General features: G+C 49.4%; 11 protein-coding genes and 19 tRNA genes. 4 read left to right on the top strand and 26 right to left on the bottom strand.

Annotation, left to right across the window (positions count from 1 at the left end; all coding sequences use genetic code 11):
* Positions 1–42: 42 nt before the first annotated feature.
* Positions 43–489 carry a Dps family protein gene (locus tag DP119_RS14120; protein ID WP_112233757.1) on the bottom strand — a complete coding sequence of 149 codons (447 nt, stop codon included), beginning with the start codon at positions 487–489 and terminating at the stop codon, positions 43–45.
* A 111-nt stretch (positions 490–600) separates the two neighbouring features.
* On the opposite strand from DP119_RS14120, the gene yidD reads away from it, so the two are divergent.
* Complete coding sequence (gene yidD / locus DP119_RS14115; RefSeq protein ID WP_058381158.1) at positions 601–831, top strand: membrane protein insertion efficiency factor YidD; 231 nt, start codon at positions 601–603, stop codon at positions 829–831.
* A 109-nt stretch (positions 832–940) separates the two neighbouring features.
* On the top strand, positions 941–1,933 hold the full coding sequence (locus DP119_RS14110; protein WP_112233756.1) for a metal ABC transporter solute-binding protein, Zn/Mn family: 993 nt from the start codon (positions 941–943) through the stop codon (positions 1,931–1,933).
* A gap of 34 nt (positions 1,934–1,967) precedes the next feature.
* Here the strand turns inward: DP119_RS14110 and menC are convergent, their stop codons facing one another.
* The 6 genes from menC to DP119_RS14080 form a co-directional block, all read right to left on the bottom strand.
* Positions 1,968–3,029, bottom strand: coding sequence for an o-succinylbenzoate synthase (gene menC, locus DP119_RS14105; RefSeq protein WP_112233755.1), 1,062 nt, complete (start codon positions 3,027–3,029; stop codon positions 1,968–1,970).
* On the bottom strand, positions 3,020–4,450 hold the full coding sequence (locus tag DP119_RS14100) for an o-succinylbenzoate--CoA ligase (RefSeq protein WP_112233826.1): 1,431 nt from the start codon (positions 4,448–4,450) through the stop codon (positions 3,020–3,022). The genes menC and DP119_RS14100 overlap by 10 nt, the downstream gene beginning before the upstream one ends.
* A gap of 91 nt (positions 4,451–4,541) precedes the next feature.
* The gene (gene menB, locus DP119_RS14095; protein ID WP_112233754.1) at positions 4,542–5,363 is read right to left on the bottom strand and encodes a 1,4-dihydroxy-2-naphthoyl-CoA synthase; all 822 of its coding nucleotides are present in this window, start codon (positions 5,361–5,363) and stop codon (positions 4,542–4,544) included.
* A 2-nt stretch (positions 5,364–5,365) separates the two neighbouring features.
* Positions 5,366–6,187 carry a 2-succinyl-6-hydroxy-2,4-cyclohexadiene-1-carboxylate synthase gene (gene menH, locus DP119_RS14090; protein ID WP_112233753.1) on the bottom strand — a complete coding sequence of 274 codons (822 nt, stop codon included), beginning with the start codon at positions 6,185–6,187 and terminating at the stop codon, positions 5,366–5,368.
* The gene (menD, locus tag DP119_RS14085; protein WP_112233752.1) at positions 6,178–7,881 is read right to left on the bottom strand and encodes a 2-succinyl-5-enolpyruvyl-6-hydroxy-3-cyclohexene-1-carboxylic-acid synthase; all 1,704 of its coding nucleotides are present in this window, start codon (positions 7,879–7,881) and stop codon (positions 6,178–6,180) included. The genes menH and menD overlap by 10 nt, the downstream gene beginning before the upstream one ends.
* A complete protein-coding gene (locus DP119_RS14080) occupies positions 7,868–9,259 on the bottom strand; it encodes an isochorismate synthase (protein WP_112233751.1) in 1,392 nt (463 codons plus the stop codon). Before DP119_RS14080 ends, menD begins: the two co-directional genes overlap by 14 nt.
* A 161-nt stretch (positions 9,260–9,420) precedes the next feature.
* Here DP119_RS14080 and DP119_RS14075 point away from each other — a divergent pair, with 161 nt between their 5' ends.
* On the top strand, positions 9,421–10,335 hold the full coding sequence (locus tag DP119_RS14075) for a 1,4-dihydroxy-2-naphthoate polyprenyltransferase (protein WP_112233750.1): 915 nt from the start codon (positions 9,421–9,423) through the stop codon (positions 10,333–10,335).
* Positions 10,336–10,684: 349 nt separating this feature from the next.
* On the top strand, positions 10,685–10,822 hold the full coding sequence (locus tag DP119_RS16055) for a multidrug resistance efflux transporter family protein (protein ID WP_112233749.1): 138 nt from the start codon (positions 10,685–10,687) through the stop codon (positions 10,820–10,822).
* A 260-nt stretch (positions 10,823–11,082) separates the two neighbouring features.
* Here the strand turns inward: DP119_RS16055 and DP119_RS14065 are convergent.
* From DP119_RS14065 to DP119_RS13975, 19 genes are all read right to left on the bottom strand, one after another.
* A tRNA-Glu gene (locus DP119_RS14065) sits at positions 11,083–11,154 on the bottom strand.
* 6 nt (positions 11,155–11,160) lie between these two features.
* Positions 11,161–11,252: transfer RNA gene (locus DP119_RS14060), tRNA-Ser, on the bottom strand.
* A gap of 4 nt (positions 11,253–11,256) precedes the next feature.
* Positions 11,257–11,331: transfer RNA gene (locus DP119_RS14055), tRNA-Asn, on the bottom strand.
* Between the two features lie 4 nt (positions 11,332–11,335).
* Positions 11,336–11,412 (bottom strand) — tRNA-Ile (locus tag DP119_RS14050).
* 5 nt (positions 11,413–11,417) lie between these two features.
* Positions 11,418–11,491: transfer RNA gene (locus DP119_RS14045), tRNA-Gly, on the bottom strand.
* 4 nt (positions 11,492–11,495) lie between these two features.
* Positions 11,496–11,571 (bottom strand) — tRNA-Phe (locus DP119_RS14040).
* A 16-nt stretch (positions 11,572–11,587) separates the two neighbouring features.
* Positions 11,588–11,663 (bottom strand) — tRNA-Asp (locus DP119_RS14035).
* 3 nt (positions 11,664–11,666) lie between these two features.
* Positions 11,667–11,743 (bottom strand) — tRNA-Met (locus DP119_RS14030).
* 42 nt (positions 11,744–11,785) lie between these two features.
* Positions 11,786–11,878 (bottom strand) — tRNA-Ser (locus DP119_RS14025).
* A gap of 15 nt (positions 11,879–11,893) precedes the next feature.
* A tRNA-Ile gene (locus tag DP119_RS14020) sits at positions 11,894–11,970 on the bottom strand.
* An 8-nt stretch (positions 11,971–11,978) separates the two neighbouring features.
* Positions 11,979–12,052, bottom strand: a tRNA-Met gene (locus DP119_RS14015).
* Between the two features lie 21 nt (positions 12,053–12,073).
* Positions 12,074–12,149, bottom strand: a tRNA-Ala gene (locus DP119_RS14010).
* A gap of 6 nt (positions 12,150–12,155) precedes the next feature.
* Positions 12,156–12,232 (bottom strand) — tRNA-Pro (locus DP119_RS14005).
* A gap of 25 nt (positions 12,233–12,257) precedes the next feature.
* A tRNA-Arg gene (locus DP119_RS14000) sits at positions 12,258–12,334 on the bottom strand.
* 25 nt (positions 12,335–12,359) lie between these two features.
* Positions 12,360–12,448: transfer RNA gene (locus DP119_RS13995), tRNA-Leu, on the bottom strand.
* Between the two features lie 22 nt (positions 12,449–12,470).
* Positions 12,471–12,545: transfer RNA gene (locus DP119_RS13990), tRNA-Gly, on the bottom strand.
* Position 12,546: 1 nt separating this feature from the next.
* Positions 12,547–12,631: transfer RNA gene (locus tag DP119_RS13985), tRNA-Leu, on the bottom strand.
* A gap of 21 nt (positions 12,632–12,652) precedes the next feature.
* A tRNA-Lys gene (locus DP119_RS13980) sits at positions 12,653–12,728 on the bottom strand.
* A gap of 9 nt (positions 12,729–12,737) precedes the next feature.
* Positions 12,738–12,813: transfer RNA gene (locus tag DP119_RS13975), tRNA-Thr, on the bottom strand.
* Position 12,814 lies beyond the last annotated feature (1 nt).

Here is a 12,814-nt window from a genome sequence, read left to right as displayed (position 1 = left end):
AGCGTACAACCGGCTAACGGTCGTACGCCCATTTCTTCTATTTTACTTCTTTTCGCCGAGAAATGCAGACAGCATCCACGAATGCTTCTCCAGGTTTTGATGGATTGCATTCAGCATATCCTCTGTCATGTCATCGCCATCTTCAGCAGCAAGCTCCATGCCCTTTTTCAAGGATTTCATGATTTTGTCGTAATCGGAAACGATAGTATCTACCATCTGCTCCGCGCTTTCGCTGCTGGTCGCTTCATCTACGACCGACAACTCCAGCTGCTCTTTCATTGTCGCTACCGGCTTGCCGCCAAGCGCAAGCAAGCGTTCCGCAATTTCATCCATATGGAGCGTCGCTTCGTTATACAGCTCCTCGAACTTTACATGCAAGGTAAAGAAAGATGGCCCTTTAACATACCAATGGAAATTATGTAGTTTCGTATAGACCACTGACCATGTAGCGACTTGGACGTTCAATTCTTCGTTTAATGCAGTTGACACAATTCATCACTCTCCATTTTTTGATAAGCTCTTCTGCTTTATAAATACCTCTAAAAGCCCTACAATAAACATCAGCGAACCATAACCAAACACGAAAAGAGTGGAATCACGATGAAAACCGCATTAGTGAAGCTGTTCCGTTTCTATCAACGCTTCATCTCTCCCTTGTCGCCGCCGAGTTGCAGATTCTACCCGACTTGCTCCCATTATGGGATCGAAGCAGTGGAAAAACACGGTGCATTAAAAGGCGGCTATCTCGCTATCCGCCGCATATTGAGCTGCCACCCGTTCCATAAAGGCGGGGTGGATTTTGTCCCGGAAGAATGGCCCCCTAAAAAATAGGCGGGTTTTTTTCTTGTGTTCAAGAAGATTCTATTGTATGATTCTAAGAGTCAATAAAACGTAACGATTACATTTTGTGAACACGCATTAAAATTTGGAGGGACATATCATGAAAAAAATAGGCTTGATTGCGGGAATAGCATTCATTTTATTATTGGCTGCATGCGGCAGCAACACAGAAACCGGCAGCGAGGCTGAAGGCGAAGCGGCTGAAGGGAAACTCGATGTATACGCAACGGTTTACCCGCTCGTCTATTTTGCAGAACGCATCGGCGGCGAGCGTGTCGACGTCAAATCCGTTTACCCAGCCGGCGCCAACGAACACAGCTTCGAACCGACCCAAAAAGACATGATCAATATGGCGGATGCCGACTTGCTCTTTTATGTCGGTTTAGGGCTTGAAGGCTTTATCGACAGCGCACGGGAAACGCTCCAAAACGAAGATCTCGAATTTATCGCTACAGCCGACGGCATCACAGATGAACAACTGGAAGCGGCGGCAGGAGCACAGGCCGAGGAACACATTGAAGACGAGCATGGGCATGAAGAGGAAGGCGGGCACGAAGGGCATGACCACGGCTCCACCGACCCGCATGTCTGGATCTCCCCTGTCTTAAGCCAGGAACTCGCCGCTTCTGTCCGCGATGCGTTAACAGAAAAAGACCCCGAAGGCGCAGAGGAATTCGATAACAATTACGAAGAACTCGTCGCTGAACTGGAAGCGTTGGACGAATCATTCAAAAACCTGCATACGAAAGTCGAACGCGACACCTTCTTCGTCTCACATGCCGCATTCGGCTATCTTGCTGAACCATATGGATTTGAACAAGTAGCCGTCGCTGGATTGAACAGCCAGGACGAGCCATCCCAGAAAGAATTGACGGAAATCGTCGACATGGCGCGTGAAAAAGACATTCAATACATTGTCTTCGAACAAAACGTCTCATCGAATTTGACGGAAGTCATCCAAAACGAAGTAGGCGCCGAAGCGATTGAAATGCATAATCTCGGAGTCTTGACACAGGAAAACATCGACAACGATGAAACGTATTTCACCTTGATGGAAAAAAATCTGCAAGTGCTTGAAACCGTCTTGAAATAGCAAAAACTCGCCGAACAATCATTCGGCGAGTTTTTTATATGTTTAGCCCATACCCGATTCCCGGGCTTTCGCTTAATTTGATTTCCCCGTGCTCCACACGGATTTCCGGAGAGACGATATCTATCTGCCAAAAATGGCCTGAATCTGAAAAATCCCCGGTCAGTTTCACTTCCGGCAGCGAGGCAAGCGCAAGATTATGAGCTTTCGATACACCAAACTCGATCATGCCGCCGACCCACATTCCGATCTGCTCGTTTCTGCAGAACTCGACAACTTTCAAGGTTTCCGACCAGCCGCCGAGACGCCCCATTTTCAAGACGATAATATCCCCTGCTTGCTGTTCTGCCATGCGTTTTACATCGTCGAAACTATGGATGCTTTCATCCAGGCAGATTGGCGTCGTCATTTTTGAACGTGCAGCACTATGGGCTTCCCACTCCTGTTCCCCATATGGCTGCTCGATCAATGCAAAACCGGCCTGGTCGAATGCCAGCAGCTCTTCCAATGCCCGCCCTGAAAAACTGCCATTGGCATCGGCATAAAACAAGATCTCCGGATTGGCCGCAACCAAGCTTTTCAATAATGCCGCATCGGTTTCAGGTGAAATTTTCAGTTTGATGCGCCGATAACCCCTGCCGATCTCTGCTTTTACGTTGGGTGCCAGTGCATCGCTCTCTCCTGCGACGACAACGCCTGCAGGGATTGTTTTCCGAACTCCCCCGATGAATTCATGCAGCGGCACGCCTTGACGTTTCGCAAATAAATCCCATATAGCCATTTCCACAGCGGCTTTTGCCATATGATTGCCTTTTACTTTGGAAAATAATCTCTCCACCCCTGTCGGATGCTCCAAACGTTCATTCAACAATAGCGGAGCCAGAACCTGTTCCATCACAAAGCGGCTGCCCGTTACGGTCTCTTCGGTATACCAAGGCGTATCAAAAGCAACACATTCACCATAGCCCTCGCGCCCTTCAGCGTCCCGGACGATCACTATCGTCACTTCCCGCTCTTGTACTTTCTGTAAAACAGTGATGAAAGGCTGGTTCAAAGGCTGGTTCACTTTACGGAATTCAATACCGGCAATTAAAGCCATGTCTTCAATTCCCTTCTGAGCAATTTATTCGACGCATTCCTTGGCAACGCATCCACCATACGGAACAGTTTCGGCACTTTATAGCCGGCCAGCCGACCGCGGCAAAATCCCGCCAGCTCATCCAACACTTCAGGTTCATCTAGCACGACAAACGCCGCCGGCACTTCTCCCCATGTGCTGTCTGCCATCGCGCAAACCCCGGCTTCCCGGACGGATGGATGTGCCATCAAAACCTTCTCGATTTCCGCCGGATAAACGTTCTCCCCGCCAGAAACAAGCAGATCCGATCGCCTGTCGACGACGAATAAAAACCCTTCTGCGTCCACATAACCGATATCACCTGTTGCGAGCCAGCCGTCTTTTTGCACGTCCCGGTCTTTGAACTTGCCGATATAGCCAGGGGTCACTTGAGGCCCCTTGATGAGGATCTCTCCCGCTTCCCCTGTCTTTGCGCCATCAATTTTTACTTGGTATAAAAATAGCGGTTTGCCCGCAGAACCGATCTTCGTTTTCGCATCAGCCGGCTGCAAAGTCGTCGTCTGCGAGGACGTTTCGGTCATGCCGTAGGTTTGGAGCACTTGAATGCCATGCGCTTCCGCCCGCTGCAAATAAGACACCGGAACCGGGCCGCCGCCCACAAGGACCTGCTTGAAGCGAGTGGAAACGCGCAATTCGCGCTGCTCGATCTCGCGCAGTACTTGATCAAGCGTTACAGCGACCATCGAACTGTGCGTCACTTGCCCTTTGCATAATTCATCCGCACACGCTGCGGCGTCAAATTTATCGTAAAGCCGGACACCCATCCCGTAGACAAGCGAACGCATCAAAATCGAGAAGCCGCTGATATGGAAGAGCGGCACCATGCATAGCCAGACATCTTCAGGAGATACACCTAGATTCAGCGCAGAAGACACCGCGCTCGAAAAATGGTTTTCAGCTGTCTGCCTGACCCCTTTCGGATTGCCCGTCGTTCCTGATGTATACATGATCGATACGGTCCGGTCCTTCGCCCATTCTGCCTTTAACGTAAAGTCCGCAGATGGCGCCTGTCTCAATTGTTCAAAAGAAATCGGCTGCGATGCCGCCACCTTCTTGTAAAGTTCACTATCTACAAATACCTGGTCCACCTTTGCATCTTCAATTTGATAGGCCAGCTCCGCCCCCGCCAGCCGTTCATTGAGCATGACCATTTCACAGCCGATATGCAAACAGCCGTACATGACAAAAACAGCCTCGGCATTCGATTTAGCGAGCAAAGCCACACGCGAATGTTCCGTGATGCCAAAATGCGCCAGCTTGCCGGCATATTCGAGTGCGATGCTATTGATTTCTGCAAATGTCCATTCATTATCGCCAAATGATAAAGCCAATTGATTTCCCGTCAAATAAGCTCGCTGCGACAGCCAATTCGGATATGTCATTTTCAAAATCCTTTCCTCAAGCAAGTTCATTTATTAGCCGTTGATTGAAAAAAGCTGCCTCCGAAGAAGACAGCTCAATTCATTCATATAATCAAGGGAAACGCGGGAATTGGCCGAAGTCCGGTTTGCGTTTTTCCTTGAACGCATCGCGGCCTTCTTTCGCTTCATCCGTTGTGTAATAAAGCAACGTCGCGTCGCCAGCCATTTGCTGAAGTCCAGCAAGGCCGTCCGTATCGGCATTCATCGCCGCTTTGACGAAACGCAATGCAGTCGGGCTCATTTCGAGCATTTCCTCACACCATTTCACCGTTTCGTCTTCCAACTGCTCGTAAGGCACCACTGTGTTGACAAGGCCCATATCAAGCGCTTCCTGTGCATCGTATTGACGGCACAAGTACCAGATTTCGCGTGCTTTCTTATGTCCGATGATGCGCGCCAAATAGCCGGAGCCATAACCTGCATCAAATGAACCGACGCGCGGCCCAGTTTGGCCGAAGCGTGCGTTGTCTGCAGCAATCGTCAAATCACAGACGACGTGAAGCACGTGCCCGCCGCCGATTGCATAGCCTGCAACCATTGCGACAACCGGTTTCGGAATGACGCGGATCAAGCGCTGCAAGTCCAGGACGTTAAGGCGTGGAATTTCATCTTCCCCGACGTAGCCGCCGTGACCGCGGACGGATTGGTCGCCGCCGGAGCAAAATGCTTTTTCGCCTTCGCCTGTCAGGACGATGACGCCGACATCCGAATTATCGCGCGCGCGTGAAAACGCATCGATCAGTTCATGGACAGTCTTCGGACGGAATGCATTCCGCACTTCTGGACGGTTAATGGTGATTTTCGCAATCCCATTATATGTTTCATACTTAATGTCTTCATATGTAAATTCTGTAACCCATTCACGTGTTGACATGTTTAGTCCTCCTCATTTATTCCATTTAATAGTTCCTTTACTATTGTAGCAAATTCAGCTGGTTTTTCCACATGAATCGCATGTCCCGCTGAAATGGTGCGGTATTCCGAAGCCGGCAATAGTTCCTGCATCTCACGGGCAATCGCGCAAAATTTCGGGTCCAGCTTCCCGGTCACGAGCAAAACCGGTATATGCAAGTCCCGCAAACAGTTCCAATAGGATCGCTGGGAACCTGTCCCCATTCCTCTTAAGCTGTTCGCCAAGCCTTGTGCAGTTTGTGCCAGCCGTTCTTGTTTTACGTGCCTGCGCGCCTGTTCAGGCATGGATTTCTGGCTGTCGAACAAGGGGATATTCTCCCACTTCTCAACGAATTGTTCTATTCCGCCTTCAAGGATTTCAGAGGCCAGCCGCGCATCCCGCTCCCGCCGTTCTGTTCTTGCAGCTTCCAATTTCAACCCGGGTGAAGCACTTTCCAGCACAAGCCGTGCGATGTGGTCCGGAAATTCACACGCGTATGCAAGCGCCGTACGCCCGCCCATCGAATACCCGAGCAAGGTGAATTTTTCCAAATTCATTTTTTTAAAAATGAAGTCAAGATCCTCCAGCTGTCGCTCCATGGCATAACGGCTTTCATCTGCCGGGCTTTCTGTCTGGCCATGGCCAATCAAGTCGATCGCCACAATCCGGCAGTCCTGCCAGTTTTCAAGAACCGGTTTCCATGTCGCGGTGCTGCCGGTAAAGCCGTGGAGCAAGACCAGGACAGGCCCGGATTCTTCTCCCGACACTTCAACATGGTAGCGAACACCGTTTGCCATCAACTCCATGTGCTTAGCCCCTCGTCTAGCCGGCTCCACAATTTACGGTGAACCGTTACGTTGTTGGCGCGGTCTGTCGCCACTTCAATGATGCGGACCGCTTTCTCTTTCGGTGTTCTAAGTGCTGCCTGCAATTCTTCCACAGTTTCCGCAGAGAAATATTCCGCATCGTATAGTTCAGCTGCCGCCTTGAACTGGATCCCAGTCGGCGTGCCGAAAAGTTCCTCGTAATAGCGCTCTTCTTTTGATTGCGGCAAATAGGAAAATATCCCGCCCCCGTCATTGTTCATGACGACCACCGTCATATCGGCAGCTTGCAGTTTCGAAGCAAGCAAACCGTTCATGTCATGCAGCAAAGCCAAATCGCCGATCAATAGGTAGCCAGGCCGTTTATTCGCTGCCTGAATACCGAAAGCGGTCGATACGACTCCATCTATGCCGTTTGCGCCGCGGTTGGCATAAATCCCGACATCCCGCTGCGTCACCTGGAAATACGTATCTGCGTCCCGTATCGGCATACTGCTGCTGACGGTCAAATCACAGCCATCGAGCTCATCAAAAAAGGCTTTCGCCAACACTCCTTCATCCAATTCCTGCTGGCAATGTGCTGACATCGTCTCCCGCATCAGTTCTCCGGCCTTCGTCCATTTTTCAAGGTAGGGGCTCGGAGATTTCGCTGCCAAACTCATCTCCCAGAGGACAGCTGAATGCTGCTGGATATGATGCGTAACTGCCGATTGCGGATCCCTGAGCAGCGGGCTTTCGTCGATCACGACATATCTTGCCGGCCTTGTTTTCATCAAAAACAGGCTAAGGGGTTTGGAGACAGGCTGCGGCCCGATTCTTACCACTGCCTCAGGAACCATGCTATCCGCAAATTTTTCGCTTTTCAGCAAGGCATCGTACGAATCAATGATCATACCTTTCAGGTCTTCTGGTACATTCGACCGCAAATTCGACAGTGGATCAGCAAGCACCGGCCATCCGAGGCGGCGGATAAATTCCCATTGCCTCGTTGAAACTTGAGCCGTATTTTCCCCTGCGATCAGCAAGCCGCGTGACTGGCTGAATACTTCCTGTAAAAACGCCGCCGCTTCATCGGTCAGCTGCTGGCTGCTTTCAAAACGGTATAACTCGCCTTCGCTCTCGTACTGCTGATTGAAATCGATCCCGAGCGGTTCACGGAATGGCACATTCAAATGGACCGGCCCTTTCGGCGCCGTCTCTGCCATGGCTGCTGCCCGTGATAAATGGCGTTTCAAAAATTCCAATCGGTTGCTTTGCTCCGGCAACGGCAGATCGGCTGACCATTTTACATGGGAACCGAACAAATTGATCTGGTTGATCGCTTGAGGAGCCCCGACCTCACGCAACTCATGCGGACGGTCTGCTGTCACGACAAGCAACGGAACGCGCGCATAAAAAGCTTCGACAATCGCAGGGAAATAATTGGCTGCCGCCGTTCCAGAAGTACAAACTAAAACGACGGGACTGTTGGAGGCTTTGGCAAGCCCAAGTGCATAGAAACCTGCTGAACGTTCGTCTATTTGACGGTAAGTCTCTATGCCCTGCTGCTTCATGAAAGCATAAGCAAGTGGCGTCGAACGCGAGCCAGGGCTGATAACCGCTTTTTTCACTCCTGACTGCACAAGTGAATGTGTAAACGCTGAAACATACTCAGTTAAAAATTCACGATTCGTCATGCAAACTTCCCCCCAGCACACGAAGCATGGGGCGGAACTTCACCCATGTCTCATCATATTCTGCTTCCGGCGTGGAATCTGCCACAATGCCTCCGCCTGCGAATAAATACGCTTTATCGCCATCAAGCAAAGCCGAACGGATAGCGACAGCGAATTCGCCATCGCCTTTTGCATCAACCCAACCAATAGGTGCCGCATAATATCCACGGTTCAACGGCTCATAAGAACGGATTAAGCTTAATGCCTGCAATCTTGGCTCTCCGCCGAGCGCTGGTGTCGGATGGAGTGCTTCGACAAGATCCAGTAGAGAACTGTCATTTTTCAACTTACCTTCCACCGGCGTATATAAATGCTGTATATCCCGGATTTTCATCAATTTAGGATTTTGAGGAATGCGTGGATCCGAACAATGCTCCTCGAACACATCGCCGATCATCTGGACGACATACTGGTGCTCGGAACGGTTTTTCGAATCATTCAATAAGGCTTGTCCCAAAGCTTCATCCTGCTCCACTAATTGCCCACGGGGAGTGGAACCTGCCAAGCAGGTAGATAACGCTTTTTGCTGTTCCACTTTAACGAGACGCTCAGGAGTCGCGCCAAAGAAAAACTGCCCGTCTGCTTCTAGACCGAACAGAAAGCTTTCAGGCTGTTCATTCGCTGCTTGGTAAAGAGCAGATGCAGGTGCTAAAGCTTCCTGAAAGCCAAGTTCCAGCGCTCTCGCGATAACCACTTTATCCACTTCACCTGCACGGATCACGTCTGTCACTTTTTCGATGGACCGCATATATTCGTCTTTTTTCAGTTCCTTCTTTTCTGAAACTTGAGGTTTTTGATACGCTTTTGGTTCCGAAACTTGCGCGCCATGAATCAGCCGATCGCGCTCCTTCCGCAATGCTTCAAAGTCCATGAAGCTATTTGGTTGCTTCGTGATCAAATGGATGCTGACATATGCCTGCTCTCCTTTGATAATGAGCTGGAATGTCGGCACAGCAAAATAAGCCTGCGGGAAATTTCGCCACTCGCTCGGCTGATTGTTTAATGGGTCAAATGAAAAACCGCCGAAGAGAACTGGCTGCACTTCTGTTTCCTCATTCACCAATTGGGCACTAAGTGCTTTCCAATCCTTCTGAATGCTGCCGAAACGCCCTTTATAGTCATCAGCCGTCAGAACATACGCATGCCCAAGGCCGACCATCGTAAAGGATTTTTCACGGTTCTGCCAAAACATGCGTTTACCTTCATATTGTTCCTGCCCAGCTTCAAAAAACGCCAGAGCAGACATAGTTGCTACTTCAATAGTTTCTGTATAAAAGCGATAGCCGCTGAAGCGGTTTGCTTCCATCTGTTCAGTTGATGAATACGATTGTGGATTCACCGGATTACCTCCGTTTACTGCAGCTTCAATTTGCTGCGATACATTTTAATCTCTACCTTCTATCATACCCCTTTCTCCGGAATTCAGCACAAGATATGCTGTAAATATCTGCGTTTTGAAGTACAATATAGGTTGGAAAGAAATGAATAGGAGAGATAGAAATGACACATTCCATACAAGCGGACAGCGGCTGGCGTGTCTGGTGGCAACTGACCCGCCCCCACACATTAACAGCATCTTTCGCTCCTGTATTTCTCGGGACAATGATTGCAATTCATTATACTGCTTTAGATTGGACGCTGTTCTTGGCCATGCTGATCGCCAGCTTGCTGATACAAGCAGCTACCAATATGTTCAATGAGTATTATGATTATGCGAGAGGGCTCGATACTGAAGAATCCGTCGGCATCGGGGGGGCAATCGTCCGGAACGGCGTTTCACCTAAAACCGTTTTGGCACTGGCATTCCTGCTCTACGGCATCTCTGCAATACTGGGGCTTTATATTGCAGCTTCTACCAGTTGGTGGCTATTGGCAGTCGGAGGCGTTGGCATGTTGGTCGGCTACTTTTACACCGGCGGGCCATATCCGATCGCATACACACCATTCGGCGAATTATTTTCGGGGCTGTTCATGGGATTCCTCATCGTGATTGTGGCTTTCTATATCCAGACAGAAACGATTACCTCCACCGCTATTATGCTGGCTGTGCCTAGCACATTGCTCGTAGCAGCGATTATGATGGCCAATAATATCCGCGATATGGTCGGCGATGAAAAAAGCGGCCGGCGCACCTTGGCGATCCTAGCTGGCAGGCCGGCTGCAGTCACGATTTTCATGTGGTTTTTCATTGCGTCCTATATATGGATTATTCTATTGGTGGTACTAGGCATTGTTACGCCATGGGCTCTATTGGTACTGCTAAGTGTTATTAAACCCTTGAAAGTGATCATGACTTTTAAGCGTTATACTGAGCCGTTGCAAGTCATGCCAGCAATGAAAGATACAGGAATCACGAATACTTTATTCAATTTCCTGTTGGCAATCGGTTTACTCGTTGACTACTTCTTATCTTGATATCTTAAAGCTGATGGCAAAGAGCCCTCAGCTTTTTTTATAGTGACCTCTAATTAGAAGTCGTCTATAAAATAGCAGGAATGGAAAAATCTTAATTCCGGTATATTGTATCCAATATGCATAAAAGGAATTTTCTAATGACACCCATTAATATCAGGTCTTACCGGAGCCATGTTTTTTAGAGGCACTTATATTGTTAGTGTTTTATTGGAAGCGCAGGGAGGCATCGGGTTTGGTGTACATCGTTGCGTTGCCTATTTGTGGTCATCGTGCTCTTATTAATTGTATGACACTGAGACAAATTGCCCTGTCTGCTTCAAGAAATGAAGAATCTTAAAGGAAAATAGTTATGACGGAGTTTCATAGGATTTGGAATTTTTACACAGCTTTAAGTTTTGCGGCAGCTTACTCTACGGGACAGTTAATTACGGGGACTTGGCTATTCATAATTATCGCAGCAAATTTGCTGTCCCTTCTTTCTCGTTAAATTTCATATAGCTGGTTGATTCGAAGTACATAAACAACGAATACCAATGAAAGGCTAATTATTCTTAACTTATTTATTCGCGATAATACCCCTTCTTTAACTGGATCATTTAACTAATATTGCATTTCCATCGCCAAAAACATTAATTGGCTCATCATGGGTACACTAGGACTGGCAATATACAGTTTTTCTTCACGTAACGTACAAAAAGTAGAAAAAGAAAAAAGCGTCATGCATATGAATGCATGACGCTTTTACTATGACCCCTACGGGATTCGAACCCGTGTTACCGCCGTGAAAGGGCGGTGTCTTAACCGCTTGACCAAGGGGCCAAATACTGGCGGAGAAGGAGGGATTTGAACCCTCGCGCCGGTGTTACCGACCTACACCCTTAGCAGGGGCGCCTCTTCAGCCACTTGAGTACTTCCCCAGTATGGCTCCGAAGGTAGGACTCGAACCTACGACCATCGCATTAACAGTGCGGTGCTCTACCACTGAGCTACTTCGGAACAATGGTGGGCCTAAGTGGACTCGAACCACCGACCTCACGCTTATCAGGCGTGCGCTCTAACCAGCTGAGCTATAGGCCCATTATTGGAGCGGGTGAAGGGAATCGAACCCTCATCATCAGCTTGGAAGGCTGAGGTTTTACCACTAAACTACACCCGCGCTATGGTGGGTCAGGACGGAATCGAACCGCCGACACTTAGAGCTTCAATCTAATGCTCTACCGACTGAGCTACTGACCCATATTTTTTATAAAAATGGCGGTCCCGACCGGGATCGAACCGGCGATCTCCTGCGTGACAGGCAGGCATGTTAACCGCTACACCACGGGACCATTTGGTTGCGGGGGCAGGATTTGAACCTGCGACCTTTGGGTTATGAGCCCAACGAGCTACCGAACTGCTCCACCCCGCGATAATGATATTTAAGAAAAGTTGTCCACACATTTTTAAAAAATGGAGGAGGAAGAGGGATTCGAACCCCCGCGGGATTTGACTCCCCTGTCGGTTTTCAAGACCGATCCCTTCAGCCAAACTTGGGTATTCCTCCGTGATAAATATTAAATGGTGGACCTTGCAGGACTCGAACCTGCGACCGGACGGTTATGAGCCGTCTGCTCTAACCAACTGAGCTAAAGGTCCTAAAAAAGTGGCGGCAGAGGGGATCGAACCCCCGACCTTACGGGTATGAACCGTACGCTCTAGCCAGCTGAGCTACGCCGCCAGGATCTTTAAATTGTATAGTTGGTGGAGCCTAGCGGGATCGAACCGCTGACCTCCTGCGTGCAAGGCAGGCGCTCTCCCAGCTGAGCTAAGGCCCCATAAAGTGGTCGGGAAGACAGGATTCGAACCTGCGACCCCTTGGTCCCAAACCAAGTGCTCTACCAAGCTGAGCTACTTCCCGACTAATTAGGATGATGACAAAAATATGGCGCGCCCGAGAGGACTCGAACCTCTAACCGCTTGATTCGTAGTCAAGTACTCTATCCAATTGAGCTACGGGCGCCTAATATAAAATTTCATAAAACAGTTGGTGCCGAGGACCGGAATCGAACCGGTACGGTAGTCACCTACCGCAGGATTTTAAGTCCTGTGCGTCTGCCAGTTCCGCCACCCCGGCGGGGCATTGGACAGATAAAAATTGGAGCGGAAGACGGGGGTCGAACCCGCGACCTCCACCTTGGCAAGGTGGCGTTCTACCACTGAACTACTTCCGCTTGGTGCGGGTGAAGGGAGTCGAACCCCCACGCCCGAAGGCGCTAGATCCTAAGTCTAGTGCGTCTGCCAGTTCCGCCACACCCGCGTGGCAATTATAAAATTAAAATGGTGAGCCATGAAGGATTCGAACCTTCGACCCTCTGATTAAAAGTCAGATGCTCTACCAACTGAGCTAATGGCTCAAATATGAGTGGTGCCGGAGAAAGGACTTGAACCCTCAACCTACTGATTACAAGTCAGTTGCTCTACCAGTTGAGCTACTCCGGCA

This window comes from Planococcus maitriensis (assembly GCF_003289925.1).
Classification (GTDB): domain Bacteria; phylum Bacillota; class Bacilli; order Bacillales_A; family Planococcaceae; genus Planococcus; species Planococcus maitriensis.
This window is presented reverse-complemented; position numbering and strand designations above follow the sequence as displayed.

What these genes read in the sequence shown, in the direction of transcription:
- yidD (WP_058381158.1), top strand. Translation starts at nt 601, where the DNA reads ATGAAAACCGCATTAGTGAAGCTGTTCCGTTTCTATCAACGCTTCATC.
- DP119_RS16055 (WP_112233749.1), top strand. Translation starts at nt 10,685, where the DNA reads ATGACGGAGTTTCATAGGATTTGGAATTTTTACACAGCTTTAAGTTTT.
- menB (WP_112233754.1), bottom strand. Translation starts at nt 5,363, where the DNA reads ATGTCAACACGTGAATGGGTTACAGAATTTACATATGAAGACATTAAG.
- menC (WP_112233755.1), bottom strand. Translation starts at nt 3,029, where the DNA reads ATGGCTTTAATTGCCGGTATTGAATTCCGTAAAGTGAACCAGCCTTTG.
- DP119_RS14110 (WP_112233756.1), top strand. Translation starts at nt 941, where the DNA reads ATGAAAAAAATAGGCTTGATTGCGGGAATAGCATTCATTTTATTATTG.
- menD (WP_112233752.1), bottom strand. Translation starts at nt 7,881, where the DNA reads ATGACGAATCGTGAATTTTTAACTGAGTATGTTTCAGCGTTTACACAT.
- DP119_RS14075 (WP_112233750.1), top strand. Translation starts at nt 9,421, where the DNA reads ATGACACATTCCATACAAGCGGACAGCGGCTGGCGTGTCTGGTGGCAA.
- DP119_RS14100 (WP_112233826.1), bottom strand. Translation starts at nt 4,450, where the DNA reads ATGACATATCCGAATTGGCTGTCGCAGCGAGCTTATTTGACGGGAAAT.
- menH (WP_112233753.1), bottom strand. Translation starts at nt 6,187, where the DNA reads ATGGAGTTGATGGCAAACGGTGTTCGCTACCATGTTGAAGTGTCGGGA.